This is a genomic window from Dellaglioa sp. CoH-57-MRSF-21, assembly GCF_056781915.1.
In genome coordinates this window covers 29,055-47,135 of record NZ_JBXAXU010000002.1, presented here as the reverse complement: position 1 = coordinate 47,135, position 18,081 = coordinate 29,055, and the positions used below count along the sequence as shown (strand labels likewise).

The following is an 18,081-nucleotide window of genomic DNA, read 5'->3' as shown; positions in this document are numbered from 1 at the left end:
TCCTCCTATAACTTAATTATTTTATCGTTATCAAATCCAGTTAATCCTGAATCATCTGCCGTTAAATAAATAATTTGAACTTTTTTACTTATTTCTCGTATTAGTTTTAAAACGGCATTTTTTCTGTTTTTATCAAAATTAACAAACCCATCATCAATAATTAATGGTAATTCGATTGATTTATTAATTGTCATGATTAAAGCAAATCTAAGTGCGATATATAGCTGCTCTGCTGTTCCTTGTGACAATTCTCCCACTTCAAATGATACCATATCAGAAGAAACGACGGTTAATAATCCTGATATATTATTTATTTGTGTAAAATGGCCTAATGTTAATAGTTCAAAATAATGATTTGCTAATTGCAACATTTGTGGCATTCTAACCCCAGAAGAGTCTTTTAATGCCTCGTTAATCCAATTAATAGTTAACTTTTGAGTTAACCATTTATCAGCTAATTCACTTAAAATTGTAACTTTTTCAGCCAACTCTTGTCGAAGTTCTGTATAATTCCCTTCTGCCTTCAAAGTCCGTAATAACGTCTGTTGATCAATAATCTCCTGATTAATGTTCATTATACTATTTTGCAATTGTTTCAATTGTTCTGTAAGCTCATCTAATTGTTCATCTAAACTTTCTTTCGTTTCAAATCTAGCAAGATTTTTTCTAACCTCCACAGGAAGCTGCTCATTAATTGTATCCAATTTAGATTTGTCTTGAACAAATTGCTTTTGTAAATCGTAATTTTTTTCAAATTGCTCAATTGACGTTAAATGATATTGCGTTAATATTTCATTAATTTGATTAGAAATATCAGCAGTCACATTATCTTCATGCTTTTGTTGTTCATTTAAATAGCCCATTTTATTTTTTATTGATTGTGATTCAGCAATTAAAGGTTGTAATTTATCATTAAAGCCTCTAATTCTAGCTAAACTATCTGCCATATCACTTTTATTTAGTGCTAGAAAACTATCAGCAAAATCTGTCTGATTCAAATAATTTTTTATCTTGTCAGTTAACGTTTTAATTTCTGCTGATTTTTGACTAATTTGATCTGTTATAGACTGTATTCGACTTAAGTCATTTTGAATTGAGAACCACTGATTCTTTGGAAAATCATCTAAAACGTATTGAATTTGATAATCCGTTAATTCAGTATCAGTTTGTCTCAATTGTTCGTCCAGTTCACCTATCTTCAATTGATTTTCATCAATTTCTGCAGTAATCATTTGTCTTTTATTTTGTATTTGCATCAGAGCATCACTACTTGATTTATCCTTAGAATTAGACTGCTTAAATACAATTATGGTATATACAACTATCATAATATCTAGTATCAATCCCATTATTTTAAACGGCATTGGTAAGATCATACTTAGTACAAATAGTATAACACTTACCCCTACTAAGATACTTTGTTGTGTAGACCATTTACTTTTTTGTACTTGATTTTTTTGATCAATTGATTGATTTAAATCTAAAATATCTTGTTTTTTCGTCAATTGCTTTTGTTCAATTTCTTGAAGTATTCGTTTATTGCTCTCTTCAGATTTAATTAATGTGACAATATTTTTAAAATCATCAGGATCAAACGCTATTGGAACTTTTCCGTTGATATTTTGATATTGCATCATTAACCGTTCTTGTTCTGTTAATAGTTGGTTTAAACTCGTCTGTTCTAATACAACTTTATCTAAATATTGTTGATTATCAGCTAATTGTTCAAATAATATATCAAAATCAACTTTATTGTTTTCATAAAAATTTATTAAATTTAATGCTGCTAAATTTTCTTTTTCATCAACTACACTCTGATTAATCGATTTTAACCTTTCATTATTTATCTTTTGTTTCTCTAGTAAATTTTGTATTTTTTGATAATTATCAACAGAAATCATAGCATCTTCATCAGTTTGTTTTAGCTTATCCGTCAACTCATTAGATTGTTCATATATTGACCAATTTTGCTTTAATTGTTCGTAGCGTTGGTAATCTTTGGTTAGATTATATTGTGTTGTTTGTAGCCCTTTAATTTGTTCCCTATTTTGATCTAACTTTTTTTGTGTCTCAACATATTCCGGAAATTTCTGTTTGGCAATATTTATTTTATTAACTAAATCATTGTATAACGCAATTTCCTTATTTAACTCAGTTACACGACCTGCTGGCTTATAGACGTGATCGGCATCTTTTTGAATTTTTTTAGTTAATTCTAACCATTCTTGACTACCAACTGCTCCCATCGTCGTTAGATACTCATTTAAATCTTCATTCGTTAAATTAAATACTTGGTTTAACGCCTGCTGATTAAATGAAAATACTTGATTGTATAAATTTTCATCGACTGGATTTAGCCATTCATGCAGCTTACTACTAGCTACTTTCATCCCATCATCACTTTTAACAATAGATACCTTGCCACCAGATTTACCTTGTGTACGAGTTAGTCGATAAGCATCGTTACCAATTAATAATTCCAACTCTCCACCATATGTGGATGAGTCTTTAGGCAGATATTGTTGGTACTTCTTTTTCGCATTTGCAAATCCAAATAACATACTCAATACGAATGCTGTTAACGTCGATTTACCTGCTTCATTCAGACCAAAAATAACCTGATTCGTTTGATTAAAATCAAACGTTTTATCATGCCACTTCCCAAATCCGTAAATTTTAACTTTAGTTATTTTCATCTATATGACCCTCTATCGCTTGATTTTCATGAAGCAATGTTTTTGAATTTTCTTGTAATTCTACTAAATGTCCCGTTTCTAATAAGTACGTATTAAGTTCCGGAATTTGTAATAATTTATCAGCGAGTTCAGTCATTCCATCATCAGTAAAAACACGTTTTGCGCTTTCTTCCCAGTATTGTTGATCAATTGATTCAAAAGCTACCTTTTTATTAATCACCGTTTTAATTTTAACAATCCAATAGTAATTATCTGGCATATGTTTTTGAATCCAAGCAGTTAATAAATCACCATTTTGAATGCGATTTACTAGGCTATCACTAAAATTATCTAAATCTGTGATTTGTATCACTATTAAATATGATTTATCTTTAGAAAAAAGTTGGCATTCAGCGTCAATCTTATCAATAGCATCTGATAGTGAATCAATTTTTGCCATTGAAATATTAACTGTTTCCCAATCAATTGTAGATGACGTTATAAATTTGGGAACCAACTTATTTCCATCACTATTCACTAGATAAAACCCTTTATCGCCTGATTCTTTACGGTGCCGACCTTGTGTATTTCCAGGATAGATAACTGGGGGTTGTTCATTCAAAATCTGTCTTACATGAATATGACCCAATCCCCAATAATCATAATTTTTCTGTAATAATTCTTTAACAGTAAATGGTGCATAACTTTCATCTGATATTGAATTTATACCCTCATTTGCCCCATGGATAAGCCCAATATGCCATTTCTCATCACCACGAACAGGATAATCAACGATTTTTGATGGTTCCCATCTATGTGCATAACTAAACCCAGTTAATCGAACTTCATCGCCATTTTTTAAAATGTGCGTCACTGTTTCAACTTCACTTGTAAATAAAGTTACATTTGATGGAAAAGTTAAATGATCTTGAGCATTATCAGAAAAATCATGGTTACCAAAACTCAAATAAACATTTATTCCGGCCTTTTGCAGTCGTTCACACTGACTAATTAACGTTGTTTGTGCCATAATACTCATCTCAGATGAATCATATAAATCCCCAACTAAACAAACAAAGTCTACTGATTCTTCAATAGCCGTATCTACGAGATTACTCAAAGCTTTAAATGTTGACTGATAAATCGAATCCATTAACTGACTTGGTACATTTTTTAATCCTCCAAAAGGACTATCTAAATGTAAATCAGCTGCATGAATAAATTTCATCTTCCCACTCCTTTATAAAAAAAAACCTGGTACAAAACATAATTGCTTTGCTTCCAGGATTTTTATTCGAATTAATTATGATATAAATCTTGTATTGGTTTTGTGATAATTGAATTAACTTCATTCATAATTTCACTTAAAACTTGTTCTTTAACCATTAAATCTTTGATTGTATCAAAATCACCGATTTTTTCTGAAAGATTATGAGCATTTTCAAGTTCTTCGTCTGTCATTTCTTCACCATTCATTTGTTTTTGTTGCAAAGACATTTGAATTGTTTGAAATTCTTTAAATAATTTATATGCAATTTCATCTTCTTGCATTTTTGTATAAGCTGATTTCAAAGCCTTATATTCTTCCGTTTGACTAAGATCTTGACTCATTTGGTTCGCTGTATCATAAATATTAACAACCATTTCTGATTCCTCCAATAATAATTTATATTAACTTAATTAGTGTATCATTTTTATCCATAATTTGCATTGATTTGTTCTAATTTCCAAACATCCCATTAATACTATCACTGAGCCATTTTTGGGCTTTTTTAGCAGAATCAGATAATTTATTTTTTATTTCATCTGTTTGCTTTTCTACTGATTCTAAAATACCATCTCCACTATCATTTGAACCGGTATTATTTGCTAAAGTAGTAGCAGATTTCGTTGAGAAGCTTGTCTGAGCAGTATTAGGTAATATACCTGACATTTCGCTTTTAAATAAGGAATCAACGATATCCCCACTTGAATTTCTTAGGTAATGAGTATCATCAGTTTGATCAAAACCAACCCATGTTGCGACAGTAATGTCTGGTGTATATCCAATAACCCACTGATCTTTCGTCCCATCTGTAGAACCTTTTTTAGCCTCTGTACTTCCCGTTTTACCAGCAACTGTATATCCAGCTGGGACAGCAAGTTCGCCAGTTCCTCCAGTTTCAAAGACACCCATCATCATACTTGTCATCGATTTAGCTACCTTACTACTCATAACTTTAGTTTCACTATTGTCTGAATTATTAACAATCGTTTTACCAGAAGCATCAACAATTTTAGTAATAAAATGAGCCTTTTTTTGAATACCACCATTAGCAAACGCAGTATATGCACTAGCCATTTCGTAGGGTGAGACACCAGTAGTTAAACCACCCAAAGCTAAATCTAAGTTTTTGTCCGAACTTTTAACCGGTATACCAAATTTTTTAACAGCATCGTATCCTTTATCAACACCAATTTTATTTAACAACCACACAGCTGGCGCATTTTTACTAAGTGCCAATGCCTTATACATTGGTATTTTACCTGCATATTGATTGTCGTAATTATTTGGTGAATAATTATTTGATCCATATGATTGTTTTTTATCTTTTAATTCAGAATCATAAAAATAGCCATCTTCTAAAGCAGGCATATATACGGCAATTGGTTTTAGTGTTGACCCCGGTTGGCGGTTAATCTGAGTCGCTCGATTATATCCCCTAAAAACGTGTTTACCTCGTCCACCAACAACTGCTGTCACACCACCATTCGTTGAATTAATAGCAATTGATCCACCCTGAGCTTTTGTCCCATCATCAGCATCCAAAGGGAACAAGGTAGAGTTATCAAATGATGTTTGCATAGCTTCTTGATGGGTCTGATCCATCGCCGTATAAATTTTATAACCACGATTCATAATATCTGATTCAGTTAACCCATAATTTTTAATTGCTTCACTAATAACGGCATCAAAATAATAAGGATATTTATAACCTGATTGATAATCGTACGTATCATTTAATGTAATACCCGTCTGCTTAGCACTTGATAATTCTGCACTAGAGATTTTTTTATTTTCATACATAACATTCAGAACAACATTACGCCTTTGTTTAGCTGCAACAGGATGATCTATCGGATTATATGCCCCTGGCGATGTTAACATACCCGCAATAACTGCAGCCTCACTAACAGTTAAATCTGAAGCACTTTTTCCAAAATATTTTTTAGAGGCATCTTGAACACCCCAAACGCCATTACCAAAATATGCATTATTTAAGTACATCGTTAGAATGTCTTTTTTTGAATATACTTTTTCCGTTTCAATTGAAATAAATATTTCTTTAGCCTTACGACTATAAGTTTGCTCCTGTGACAAGAATGCATTTTTAACAAGTTGTTGCGTTATAGTACTTCCGCCACCACTAATTGCACTACTTCCAGTTAATCGATTTTTAACCAATGAAACCACAGAACGTGCCATCCCTTTGATTGAAAATCCATATTCATGATAAAAATTACGATCTTCTGATGACAGTACAGCATTTTGAATATTGGGTGAAATCTTATTTAATGAAACGTAAGTACCCTTTTGAGAGTATAACGATCCTGCTTTATCGCCATCTTTATCAAAAACCTCAGTTGATTGTTGTAAAGCAGCTTTTAACCCACTAACATTTGTTGTTTTGGCTACATAAGTTAAATACGCACTCGAACCTAAAATAATTGCTAAAATAAAAATAGTCAACCATTTCCAACCATGCACAAATTTCCATCCCTGTCGAAACCAATTTTTAAATTGAATTAGATGTATTACAAACCAATTTTCATTTTTAGTTCTTTTATTTTCATTTTTCATTAGTTGTCCCCATATTTAATCTTAATATCATTTATTATTTTACCATAGCAATATTATAAAAAGTAAATTAGCCTTTTTATTATGATATTTTTAAATATTTAAAAAAAGACTAAGAAATGTAGATGTTATCTACTCCTTAGTCTCACAGTATTTTAAATTAAATTATCTGGATTTGCGTGTTCAGTAAAAATATCATAGACACGTTGTGCGGCCTGCTCATCTGAACTAATAATCATAATTGTATCATGTCCCGCAACAGTTCCAACAATATCCGGGAAGCCAAAATCATCGATAATTGCTGCCAGTAAATTACCGTTACTTGGAATCGTTTTAACAACATTCATAAATTGGATTTTAGTAATATTAGTAACGACTTCAAAAATAATTTCAAATAAATGAACTTCTTCACTTAAATTACCTGACTTAAAAATTGCGTATCTCAAATCACCTTGTTCATCTTGAGCTTTAACAATTTTCATTTCACGAATATCTCTAGAAATAGTCGCTTGAGTCGCCTTAATATTCACATGTTCCAATTCTGAAATCAAATCATCCTGCGTTGCAATTACTTTTTTATTAATTAACTGTTCAATTTTAGCTTGACGTATCTCTTTCTTCATAAGAATCCCTCTTTGAATGAGTATTTATTCTTAGTATAGCAAAAGAAATATGAATACTGAAATAATACGCTTAATTTAGGACGATTTTATTCATTTTATTGAATTTTGATTCAAATATAAGCATACCTGAATCTCTAATAATATAACCATCTAACACTAATTTCTGAATAACTCGTCCAACGGTTTCACGCCGCGTTCCACTAATCGTCGCAATATCTTCATGTGTAATCACATATGGGATTCGCAGACTATTCTCACCATGTTTATCGGCTAGATTCTCACTTAAATACTGTAACACTTGTGTTATCCGGGTTGTTGTATTACTACATACGGTTCTTAACCTTAACACTTCTGAACAATTTAAAATATTATCAATTTGCCCAAATAAGTACGCAGAAACTTCATAATGTGTTTTGATTAAATTCTCAATAAGTTCAACAGGAATCTTAGCGACCGTCGCTAGTGTAGCAGCACGACTTGAAACAGTATAATATTCACTCTGTAACATTCCACCAATTGGAAATATTTGTTTCGATGTAACATACATATAATTTTGAAAAATACCAGCTCGATCACCACGTTCAATTTTAACTAATCCATCCAAGACAACATAAATAAAATCACGTTTATCATTCATATCAAAAATAGTATTTCCTTTTAGAAATCTTTTAAATGTAATTTGTTCAAAACAAGCTCCTTGTTCATCCTCACTTAAACAACCAAACAACTCATGGTCAGAAAATTCTGATCGATACCTTTGTCTTTCTTTTTCTGTAATCATCCCTTTACTCCCTTAATACCTATATTTATGATATATAACTATCAACACTATCAGATTAAATATAGAATGTCGATTTATTTTTTCGGATTTTGGAGACCCTGGTTTATTTTTTTGATTCACTGATAGCTCTAAATCATTAATCTAACAGTACCAAAATGATAAAAATAAACTGGTCGTATTCGCACATCCATTTTGTGTTCAAACGCACAATCATCGTTAAAAAGTACATCTAACAATATTTAGATAAAATAAAAAAGTTAACAATTAAGTCAACTTTTTTATTAATTACATTTCTTTTGGTGCATTTACGCCTAATAATCTTAATGATTCTGTTAAAACGACGCTCACACTTTGAACGAGTGCTAAACGAGCTAATTTTTGATCATCTTCAACTAATATCTTTGAATTTGCATAGTATTTATTAAATGCTCTTGATAAATGAATAGCGTATTTAGCAATTACTGATGGTTCATATTCTTTAGCTGCACGTTTAATTATTTTAGGGAAGTCACCAAGTAACTTAATTGTATCCCATGCAGCAGGATCAGAAAGTTCATTGTTACTTTCACTAATTGAAACATCACCCGCTTTACGAATAATACTTTGTGCTCTAGCATTTGAATATTGGACATAGGGACCTGTTTCACCTTCAAAACGAACAACTTCTTCTAAAACAAAATCAAAATTATTCATACGTTCATTCTTTAAATCATGGAAAATAACAGCCCCAACACCAACATCTTTAGCAACTTGTTCAGCATTTGGTAGGTCAGGATTTTTATCTTGAATTTGTTTTTTAGCAAGGCTTGTAGCATCATCTAAAACTTCTTCAAGTAAAATAACACGTCCTGAACGAGTCGATAATTTCTTACCACCTTGTGTGATTAAGCCAAATGGAATGTGGTGCATATCATCTGACCAATCATTACCCATTTCCTTTAACACAGCCTTTAATTGTCTAAAATGGTTAGCTTGTTCATTTCCGACAACATACAATGACTGTACAAAATTATACGTCCGTTTACGGTAAATAGCAGCAGCTAAATCACGAGTAATATATAAAGTTGCCCCATCTGTTTTTTGAATCAAGGCAGGGTTTAAATCGTATTTTTCAAGATCAACAATTTCTGCGCCTTGGCTTTCTTTTAACAAATTTTTATCTTTTAACATTGTCACAACTTCGCCCATTTTATCATTATAAAAGGCTTCCCCTTTAAATGAATCAAATTGGACACCCAGCATATCATAAATTTTATTGAAAGCTGATAATGATTCTGCACGGAACCAAGTCCAAAGTTCGATTGCTTCTTCATCGCCATCCTCGAGCTTTTTAAACCATGCACGAGCTGCAACATCTAACTCTGGATTTTCTTCTGCTTCTTTATGGAAACGAACGTAGTATTCAAGTAATTTATTGATAGGATCAGCTTTAACTTCTGCTTCACTACCCCATAATTTATAAGCAGTAATTAACTTACCAAATTGAGTTCCCCAATCGCCTAAATGATTAATTTTAATTGGATTATAATTAATTTTAGCCAAGATGTTTGCAATTGAATTACCAATCACAGTTGAACGTAAATGTCCCATTGAAATAGGTTTAGCAATATTGGGTGATGACATATCAATTGGTACGTTACCATCATGACCAATATCAGATGCGCCATACTCACTGCCATTTGAAAGCACTTGTTCAATAATATCTTGACTAAATGCAGCCTTATTCAAGAAAAAGTTAACATATGGCCCAACTGCAGCAACTGACTCAAATTGACTTTGATCAATTTTCTCTACTAAGTCTTTAGCAATCATCTGAGGTGCTTTTCTAAATGCTTTAGCTAATGCAAAAGCTGGAAATGCATAATCCCCCATATCAGAACTTTTTGGTATTTCAATTTTGGCAATAATTTCTTCTTCAGTAAGGTTTCCATCAACGATAGCAACCAATGCTTGTGCAACTTGTTGTTTATAATTCATTATCCATTCCTCCTAAAATTGTATAAAAAAAGCCCCTTACAAATAATTATGTAAGAGACGAGAATTCCCGCGGTACCACTCTAATTGATTAATATCCACTCAAAATATTCAGTTATTTCTAAAAAGTACGATTCAACTAACGCTTTTATCTAGCTTCCATCAACCTAGACTTGCTTTAAAATTAATTAGTTTACTAGCTTTTATCATCGAATTTATAGTTTGATTGTAACAAATTAATATTATAAAAGATAGTGTTTTTAGAATTTAGGTTTGCTTTTGGTGAAATATTTCTTTACGACATCCCTTGAATCTGTCAATCTTGTAACATTATCATCAAAATGAATTGATACAAAAGAATAATACACAAGATCGACTGCATATAATTGAGCAATTAAAGAAGTAGTCGCTGCACTTCTGAATTTTTTATTTTCTTCACTATCGTCATGTTCTAAAATAATATTAGCTAATTTGGCCAATGTACTTTTTTTATTATGTGTTAAAACGATAACTTTTATTTTTTGTCGATTTGCAAGATTTGCTAACTTAATTGCATCCGTATTTTCCCCTGAATTTGATATCAAGAATAAAGTTGTTCCTTCTTTTAGTTGCGATAATCCAACGGCAATTAGATGTGTATCAAGTGTTTCTATAACAGACTTACCAACTCGAATAAATTTTTGTTGGAAATCTTTAGCTACAATTTCTGATGCTCCAATTCCATACGCATAGATTATTTTTGACTCTGCAATAACCTTCGCAGCATTAACGACTTCCTCATCTAATGTTTTATTTGATTCCTCAATCGTATGTTGTATCCGCATGGTTAATTTTTGTTGTGTCGTCACTAAATCATCTTTAGGATTAATTTCCTCGAGCATTGATTTATCATCTTGGATTTCTGCTGATAATTCTAATTTTAATCCTGGAAAACCAGTATCACTAATACTTTTTCCAAATCGCGTTATTGCTGCAGTGCTGACACCTACCACCTCTGCCATACTCTGTGTACTCATTCTTATTACTTTCTGAGGGTGCTCTAAAATAAACCGTGCTATTTTTCGCTCTACCTTTGTGTATTTATCCATATTTGCTTGTATTGTGTACAAATAATTACCCATACTTCTTACCTCTTTTTATGGTATGTCTTATGCTTCTGTCTCAATCATAGCATCTTTTGGAATACCAAAAAAGAATGTTAAAATAAATCCGCCCGCATATGCCGCAAGCAATCCAAGAATATACCCAATCCAGTGTCCATTACTTATTAAAGGTATCAATGCTACCCCAGAAGGTCCTATTGCAATAGATCCAATATGACCAATCCCACCAATCACCGCTCCACCGATTCCGCCACCAAGACAAGCAGTAATCATTGGTCGTCCTAAAGGTAGTATAACCCCATAAATTAATGGTTCCCCAATTCCTAGAAATCCGACTGGTAGAGCGCCTTTAATTAAATTTGTTAATTTTTTATTTTTACGACAACGAACCCATAATGCAATTGCTGCCCCTACTTGTCCAGCTCCTGCCATTGCTAAAATTGGCAATAATAATGTTGATCCAGACTTAGCAATCATTTCAAGATGAATAGGTGTTAAAATTTGATGTAATCCTAACATTACCATTGGTAAGAAAAAAGTCCCTAAAACAAAACCAGAAAATGCACCACCAACTTCTAAGACCCAGTTAATTGATGTAACTAAAGAATTCGAAACAACCCCAGCAACTGGCATTACTAAGAAAATTGTCATCATTCCAATAACAAATAATGATATTGTCGGTGTTATAATAATATCTAAAGAATCCGGAATCCATTTATGCAATCTTTTTTCTAAAATAGCTAATACCCACACTGCAAAAATAACACCAATAATTCCACCCTGTCCAGCACTTAGTGCCTGACCGTTAAAGATATTATGGAGAGGTGCTTCAGGGGTTACCCCACTCAGCAAAGTGACAGCGCCGATAACACCACCAAGTCCTGGAGTGGCACCAAATTCACTGGCACTATTTATCCCTACATAGATAACTAAATAACTGAAAACACCATTTTTAATAACATTTAAAACTGCAATAAAATCTGTCCAGCTCGAACTTAAATCCCCTGCAACCATCATATTTCCAAGGACAGCAGCCAATCCACCAATCAATCCTGCTCCAACAAATACAGGAATTAGTGGAACAAAGATATTTGAAATTGCTTTAAGCACCTTTTTTATTGGCGTTTGCTTTTGTTTAGCTTTATGTTCTGCTTTTACTTTAGCAGCTTTGCTCTCAACCAATTCTTTATCAGTCATTTGAGTTGATTGTACTACGTTCTTCAAAGGGAAAGGTTCGCCTAATTTAACCCCTACTTGTCTTACCATTTCATCTGCAACTTTGTTGACTGTACCAGGTCCAACTACCACTTGCAAAGTATCATCTTCAACAACACCCATGACACCATCGATATTTTTCAATTTTTCAATATCTACTTTATCTTCATCCCTAATTGTCATCCTAACTCGAGTCATACAATGAATTAATTTTTCAACATTGTCTGGCCCCCCTACATTATCATAAATTTCATTTGCAATTTTTTCGATTTTTTTGTCTGCCATAATTTAACCCCTCCAAATATTTTATTTGATTGCTTCCCTAACAAAACCATGAGCCTTCTTTAATTTTTCTTTAGCTTGATTCAAATCGTTATCCGTTAGAATCATAACTATTGCAAGTTTGACATCATGTTCAGCTAATTCAAATGTTAATTTTGCTTGTTCATAACTTACTCCAGTTGCATCCATAATAATATGCTTTGATCTTTCAACTAATTTTTCATTCGTTGGTCTAACATCGACCATTAAATTTTTATATATTTTTCCAATTCCAATCATCGAAATTGTCGACAACATATTTAATACTAATTTTTGTGCCGTTCCTGATTTTAAACGAGTAGACCCAGTCAATATCTCTGGTCCCACTTCAATCTCAATAGCCGTATCAGCATGCCGTCCAATAATTGATTCCTTATTGCAAGCCAGACTTATTGTGTTCGCACCAAGATGTTTAGCGTAGTCAAGACCCCCAATAACATATGGTGTTCTACCACTTGCTGCAATTCCAACTACTGTATCTAATTTTGTTAAACAAATATTTTCCAAATCCAACTTACCCAATTCGTTTGAATCTTCGGCACCTTCAACTGCCACAGTCATTGCTTTCATACCACCAGCAATCAATCCTTGCACCATGCTAGGATTTGTTCCAAATGTTGGTACACATTCAGCAGCATCTAAGACACCTAATCTACCACTAGTTCCTGCACCCATATAAATTAAACGGCCTCCACTATTAAATGATTCAATAATTTTACTAACTGCTTCATTAATTTGCGATAACTCTTTTTCTACGCTTTTAGGAACTGTCATATCGGCTTCATTCATTATTCTTGCAACTTCAGAACATTTTAACTCATCTAAATTCATAGTTTGTTCATTTCTAGTTTCCGTTACTAATTTTGTAATATCCATATTTTATCCCTCTTTTATAATTGTATTATTAAATATTATTTTTTGTTTTGCTCCTATATAGTCAATTAAATCCAAGTCTGTCCTTTTAACTGTACCAATTTGGTTTACTTTTTTATCAATTGGTAAATTATTTTTCACTATCTGTATTTCTCCAGTATATCTCCCATATAACATATTATCTTGCGTTATAGTACCTCTCGTTCGAGCATCTTCATTATTTATTGGTTCAATAGTGAATTGATTTCTTATCCGACTTTCTTCTAACCTTACAACATCCCTAGCCACGTCAGCACGATTATGCCATGCTATATTATCAAGTTCATGCGAACTACTTTCAATATCTATTTCTATACTTTGATTAGTAAAATAGTTAACTATCTTACTAATTGTTCTTTGTGAAACTCGCGGATCACCGATATAAACGTCATCAGTATAATTATTCTCAATTAAATCTATCATTGCAGCCAATACATTGTAATTTCGATGTTTTTCTAATGTTGGTAATCCCTTTCCAATTGGCCCTCTAAATATTTTATCTCCTGCCACAAACGCCATCGTAGTAAATCCTGATTTTTTTAACCAATGATTCTTATTTTTTAACCATTCGTCATCTAATCCCGTATCTGGTCGAGGATAATAATTATGCCATGCTTCAATATTCTTAAAATTTGCATGATTATCAACTAGTTGCTTAATATCCAGCTCTGAAATCGTACTAGCATTTAATCCAATATCTATATTATTTGATAATTCAGCTATTTTTTCCATACTAATCCCATAATCAATTCTTAAACCAGTAATTCCAGCAGTTTTCAAATCAAATTCCAATAATTTTAAACTTTTTTCTGAAATATCAACCATTAATTTCAAGTTATTTTCAAGACATAAATTCCCCAAAGTTTTTAATTCATCAATAGTTTTTTTTCTATCTTCTTCAGGAATATGTAATGAAGTAAAAATACCCTTAAATCCTGATTTACGCATTACTTCAATATATTTTTTTGTATCATCGTCAATCTTATCACCTAAATAAATTGAAAAACCCAACATAATATCTCCTCCATTCATAAAAGAAAGCGTTATCATTAACTGGTTACATCATACCTTGAATGATATAAAATTACAATTAAATATATTTATTTTTTGTTTTTTTTGTTACTTTATATCTTAATTTAAAATAAAAAATCTTTCAAGAATACTTTATATAAAGTATTCTTGAAAGATTTTTTCACTGTTTTATTCAAATACAAATTGATTATTATAAAGTTCAGAATAGAATCCTTTTTGATCCAATAATTCTTGATGGTTACCTTGTTCAATAACCTTACCGTCCTTCAGAACAACAATTTTATCAGCATCTAATATTGTTTTCAAGCGATGTGCGATTACAAAACTAGTACGCCCTTGAATAACTGTATCCATTGCTTTTTGAATTTTAGCTTCTGTCACTGTATCAACATTAGAAGTCGCTTCATCCAAAATTAATAACGTAGGATTAGTTAAAATTGTTCTTGCGATACTAATTAATTGTTTTTGGCCAGTTGAAAACACAGAGTTTTCATCCGATACTGTCGTGTCATAGCCATTTTCTTGACTCATAATAAAATCATGAATATTAGCTTGCTTAGCGGCAGAAATCATATCTTCATCTGATGCTTCAGGTTTACCAAAGACAATATTATCACGAATTGTTCCTGAGAATAATACACTTTCTTGAAGAACTATCCCAACATGATCACGAAGACTTTGAAGTTCAAGATCCTTAACATTTACGCCATCAAATTCAACTGAACCACCTGTAACATCATAGAATCGATTCAATAAATTCATAATTGTTGTTTTACCTGAACCAGTTGGTCCGACTAAAGCTACCATTTCACCTTTATCAACATTAATTGATACATCATGTAAAATTTCTTTATTAGCATTATAACCAAAATTAACATTTCTTAACTTAACACCATTTGTTAGACCCGTTAATTTTTGCTTATCAGTTGAGTTGACCTCATCTGGTTCATCAAACATTTCATTCAGTCGACTAGCACCTGTAATAGCAAGTTGGAACATACTATACAATGAAGAAATTTGTGATATTGGTTGGTAAAATTGTTGTGAGTATTGAACAAACACGACAACTAGTCCTAAAGCCGTTGTACGGCCCATATCACCGTTCAGTGCTAACCAGCTACCAAAGAAGATAACAATGGCTGTATTAACCAACGAGAGGCCATTCATAACTGGGAAAAGCATCCCTGAATAGACTTGTCCTTTAAACGTTGCTTTACGAACATTTTCGTTATATGGCAAGAAACCATCAATAGCTTCTTTTTGAAGCCCGTTAGTAATTACAATTTTTTGACCACTAATTTTTTCATTAATATAGCCATTTAATTTTCCAACTTCTTTTTGTTGTATATCAACATACTTACGTGTTTTAGAAATTAAAATGACCGCAAGAAGTAACGCGATAGGCGTTGAAGCAATCGTAACCCAGGCAAGCTGAACATTCTGTTGAAACATCATAATGATAATCCCAATCATTAGAGCAATATTACTCATAATTTGTCCTAAGGCTTGATTCATTGCGTTCGAAATATTATCCAAATCACTTGTAAAACGACTTAAAATATCCCCATCTTTATGTGAATCAAAGAATCGAATTGTCATTTTTTGTAATTTTCCAAATAGCCCTTTTCGCATTCTATTTGTCGAGTTTCCTGTAATGAACGTGACAATAATATTTGAGAAAAACATTGCTACAATTGAAAAAATATAAAATAAGAATAACATCCACAATGAGCTAACAAAATTTCCTTTATCACTCACTCCTTTTGTTAAACCAATTACGTAGTCTGCCAATGCCGTAATTGCTTTTCCCATATACACAGGTGCTTTTACCTGGAAGTATGTCGATGCAATAATTGCAACAGTCATAACTGTAAAACCTAATTTATAGCTTTTCAAGTAGTGGAAGAAGAATGCCATCGATCTATTCATATCTTTCATTAGACAGTCTCCTTTCCTTTTTGAGTGTTATAAATTTCTTGATAAATTTGACTATTTTCAACGAGATCTTTATGTGTCCCCTCGCCAACTAATTTACCGTCATCCATAACAAAAATACGATCCGCATTAATCACAGATGAGATTTTTTCGGCAATAACAAATGTTGTTGTCTCTTTCAATTCATTATTTAATGCTTTTTGGACTAATTTTTCTGATTGAGCATCAAGTGCTGATGTTGAATCATCTAAAATTAAGATTTTAGGTTTACCAATAACACCACGCGTAATTGATAAACGTTGTTTTTGACCACCTGAGAAGTTAGCTGAACGTTCTTCAACCTCTGCATCATAACGTTCTGGTAATCGATTAATAAATTCTGATGCCTGAGCGATTTGACTGGCCATATCCATATCTTTCTCGTTGGCATCTTCTTTACCTTGACGTAAGTTGTCTGCGATTGTGCCAGAAAATAGGATAGCCTTTTGTAAAACAAATGCTACTGTTTTACGAAGCGATTTTTCATTAACATCCTTTAAATTCTCACCACCAACTTTGATCATTCCTTCTTGGGGATCAAATAATCGTGGAATCATTTGGGCTAAAGTTGATTTACCTGAACCAGTTGCACCAACAATTCCTATCATTTCTCCAGGTTTAACATCAAAACTAACATGTTTAAGTGTTGGTTTATCATCGCCTTCATATGAGAATGAGACATCTTCAAAACTAACAGATCCCGATAAATCTTCCTCTGGAACATCTTGGTAATAAATATCTGGTTCTTCATCTAAAATTTCGCGTAGTCGTTTAATTGAAACCATTGCACGAGCACTAAACGTCATCATCATTCCACCAATAATAATGGCAAACATGATTTGCATTAAATAATTAACAAACGAAGTAATAGCTGTAACTGTACTTGGATCTGCTTTAGCTAAATCACCTACAAAATAAATTGCGGCAACGACAGCCATATTTCCAATTAATGTAAATGCTGGAATTAAAACAGCAAATAGAGTTCCAACATAGATATTTTGTGCATTTAAATCATCTGAAACCTTATCGAAACGTTTTTCTTCATTTTTTTCTTGATTAAATGACTTAACAACACGCACACCCATCAAGTTTTCTTTGGCTAACTCATTTACTCGATCAATTAAGCCTTGCATTAACCCAAAATGGCGTCCCATGCGACCGAAAGTTAACATTGAAATACCTAACACGCAGACAATTAAAATAACAATAATCCACCATAAATCCGCAATTGTATTCATAGCTAAAATGAATGCACCGATAAATAAAATGGGCACTCGAATTAATGTCTGTAAAATTGTCATAATTAACGTTTGAATTTGGGTAATATCATTGGTTAAACGAACCACAATATTCCCTGCTTGGAATCGTTCAATATTACTGAAAGAAAATGTTTGAATCTTTCTAAAAGCAGTTTCACGAATATCTGCACTCATTGATTGTGCTACTTTTGCTGATAGAATTGTATTCACAACACCTGCCAACAATCCAATAACAGCAACTCCAATCAAGTACAAACCAAGTGTCGTGATTTTATCACCCTGGTCCTTTAAAATAGCATCAATTACTTTTTGTAACAATTTAGGTTGCCACAATGTTGAAATTGCCATGATAACCACCATGACGACTGCCCAAA

Annotated in this window: 13 protein-coding genes; all 13 read right to left on the bottom strand. The window is 32.3% G+C overall.

The window, feature by feature from the left end:
• Window positions 1–5 precede the first annotated feature (5 nt).
• The 13 genes from AC1RPQ_RS02105 to AC1RPQ_RS02045 all read right to left on the bottom strand — a co-directional run bounded on the left by AC1RPQ_RS02105 (window position 6) and on the right by AC1RPQ_RS02045 (window position 18,067).
• Window positions 6–2,696, bottom strand: a complete 2,691-nt coding sequence (locus AC1RPQ_RS02105) for an ATP-binding protein (protein WP_481761185.1) — start codon at window positions 2,694–2,696, stop codon at window positions 6–8.
• The gene (locus AC1RPQ_RS02100) at window positions 2,683–3,903 is read right to left on the bottom strand and encodes a metallophosphoesterase family protein (protein ID WP_481761184.1); all 1,221 of its coding nucleotides are present in this window, start codon (window positions 3,901–3,903) and stop codon (window positions 2,683–2,685) included. The genes AC1RPQ_RS02105 and AC1RPQ_RS02100 overlap by 14 nt, the downstream gene beginning before the upstream one ends.
• A 71-nt stretch (window positions 3,904–3,974) precedes the next feature.
• A complete protein-coding gene (locus AC1RPQ_RS02095) occupies window positions 3,975–4,319 on the bottom strand; it encodes a YlbF/YmcA family competence regulator (protein ID WP_481761183.1) in 345 nt (114 codons plus the stop codon).
• 76 nt (window positions 4,320–4,395) lie between these two features.
• Complete coding sequence (locus tag AC1RPQ_RS02090; RefSeq protein ID WP_481761182.1) at window positions 4,396–6,516, bottom strand: PBP1A family penicillin-binding protein; 2,121 nt, start codon at window positions 6,514–6,516, stop codon at window positions 4,396–4,398.
• 152 nt (window positions 6,517–6,668) lie between these two features.
• A complete protein-coding gene (locus tag AC1RPQ_RS02085; protein WP_409022715.1) occupies window positions 6,669–7,136 on the bottom strand; it encodes an arginine repressor in 468 nt (155 codons plus the stop codon).
• Between the two features lie 70 nt (window positions 7,137–7,206).
• Complete coding sequence (locus AC1RPQ_RS02080; RefSeq protein ID WP_481761181.1) at window positions 7,207–7,917, bottom strand: Crp/Fnr family transcriptional regulator; 711 nt, start codon at window positions 7,915–7,917, stop codon at window positions 7,207–7,209.
• A gap of 285 nt (window positions 7,918–8,202) precedes the next feature.
• Window positions 8,203–9,894, bottom strand: coding sequence for an arginine--tRNA ligase (gene argS / locus AC1RPQ_RS02075; protein ID WP_481761180.1), 1,692 nt, complete (start codon window positions 9,892–9,894; stop codon window positions 8,203–8,205).
• A 257-nt stretch (window positions 9,895–10,151) separates the two neighbouring features.
• Window positions 10,152–11,012 carry a MurR/RpiR family transcriptional regulator gene (locus tag AC1RPQ_RS02070; protein WP_481761179.1) on the bottom strand — a complete coding sequence of 287 codons (861 nt, stop codon included), beginning with the start codon at window positions 11,010–11,012 and terminating at the stop codon, window positions 10,152–10,154.
• A gap of 27 nt (window positions 11,013–11,039) precedes the next feature.
• Complete coding sequence (locus AC1RPQ_RS02065) at window positions 11,040–12,494, bottom strand: PTS transporter subunit EIIC (RefSeq protein WP_481761178.1); 1,455 nt, start codon at window positions 12,492–12,494, stop codon at window positions 11,040–11,042.
• Between the two features lie 21 nt (window positions 12,495–12,515).
• Window positions 12,516–13,406, bottom strand: coding sequence for an N-acetylmuramic acid 6-phosphate etherase (gene murQ, locus AC1RPQ_RS02060; protein ID WP_481761177.1), 891 nt, complete (start codon window positions 13,404–13,406; stop codon window positions 12,516–12,518).
• A 3-nt stretch (window positions 13,407–13,409) separates the two neighbouring features.
• Window positions 13,410–14,456 (bottom strand): MupG family TIM beta-alpha barrel fold protein, encoded by a 1,047-nt coding sequence (locus AC1RPQ_RS02055; protein ID WP_481761176.1) that lies wholly within the window; start codon window positions 14,454–14,456, stop codon window positions 13,410–13,412.
• A gap of 186 nt (window positions 14,457–14,642) precedes the next feature.
• Entirely contained in the window at window positions 14,643–16,412 is a 1,770-nt protein-coding gene (locus AC1RPQ_RS02050; protein WP_481761175.1) for an ABC transporter ATP-binding protein, read from the bottom strand.
• Window positions 16,412–18,067 (bottom strand): ABC transporter ATP-binding protein, encoded by a 1,656-nt coding sequence (locus tag AC1RPQ_RS02045; RefSeq protein ID WP_481761400.1) that lies wholly within the window; start codon window positions 18,065–18,067, stop codon window positions 16,412–16,414. The genes AC1RPQ_RS02050 and AC1RPQ_RS02045 overlap by 1 nt, the downstream gene beginning before the upstream one ends.
• Between the last annotated feature and the right edge of the window lie 14 nt (window positions 18,068–18,081).

What these genes read in the sequence shown, in the direction of transcription:
- murQ (WP_481761177.1), bottom strand. Translation starts at nt 13,406, where the DNA reads ATGGATATTACAAAATTAGTAACGGAAACTAGAAATGAACAAACTATG.
- AC1RPQ_RS02090 (WP_481761182.1), bottom strand. Translation starts at nt 6,516, where the DNA reads ATGAAAAATGAAAATAAAAGAACTAAAAATGAAAATTGGTTTGTAATA.
- AC1RPQ_RS02055 (WP_481761176.1), bottom strand. Translation starts at nt 14,456, where the DNA reads ATGTTGGGTTTTTCAATTTATTTAGGTGATAAGATTGACGATGATACA.
- AC1RPQ_RS02105 (WP_481761185.1), bottom strand. Translation starts at nt 2,696, where the DNA reads ATGAAAATAACTAAAGTTAAAATTTACGGATTTGGGAAGTGGCATGAT.
- AC1RPQ_RS02095 (WP_481761183.1), bottom strand. Translation starts at nt 4,319, where the DNA reads ATGGTTGTTAATATTTATGATACAGCGAACCAAATGAGTCAAGATCTT.
- AC1RPQ_RS02100 (WP_481761184.1), bottom strand. Translation starts at nt 3,903, where the DNA reads ATGAAATTTATTCATGCAGCTGATTTACATTTAGATAGTCCTTTTGGA.
- AC1RPQ_RS02080 (WP_481761181.1), bottom strand. Translation starts at nt 7,917, where the DNA reads ATGATTACAGAAAAAGAAAGACAAAGGTATCGATCAGAATTTTCTGAC.
- AC1RPQ_RS02085 (WP_409022715.1), bottom strand. Translation starts at nt 7,136, where the DNA reads ATGAAGAAAGAGATACGTCAAGCTAAAATTGAACAGTTAATTAATAAA.
- AC1RPQ_RS02050 (WP_481761175.1), bottom strand. Translation starts at nt 16,412, where the DNA reads ATGAAAGATATGAATAGATCGATGGCATTCTTCTTCCACTACTTGAAA.
- AC1RPQ_RS02065 (WP_481761178.1), bottom strand. Translation starts at nt 12,494, where the DNA reads ATGGCAGACAAAAAAATCGAAAAAATTGCAAATGAAATTTATGATAAT.
- AC1RPQ_RS02045 (WP_481761400.1), bottom strand. Translation starts at nt 18,067, where the DNA reads ATGGTGGTTATCATGGCAATTTCAACATTGTGGCAACCTAAATTGTTA.
- AC1RPQ_RS02070 (WP_481761179.1), bottom strand. Translation starts at nt 11,012, where the DNA reads ATGGGTAATTATTTGTACACAATACAAGCAAATATGGATAAATACACA.
- argS (WP_481761180.1), bottom strand. Translation starts at nt 9,894, where the DNA reads ATGAATTATAAACAACAAGTTGCACAAGCATTGGTTGCTATCGTTGAT.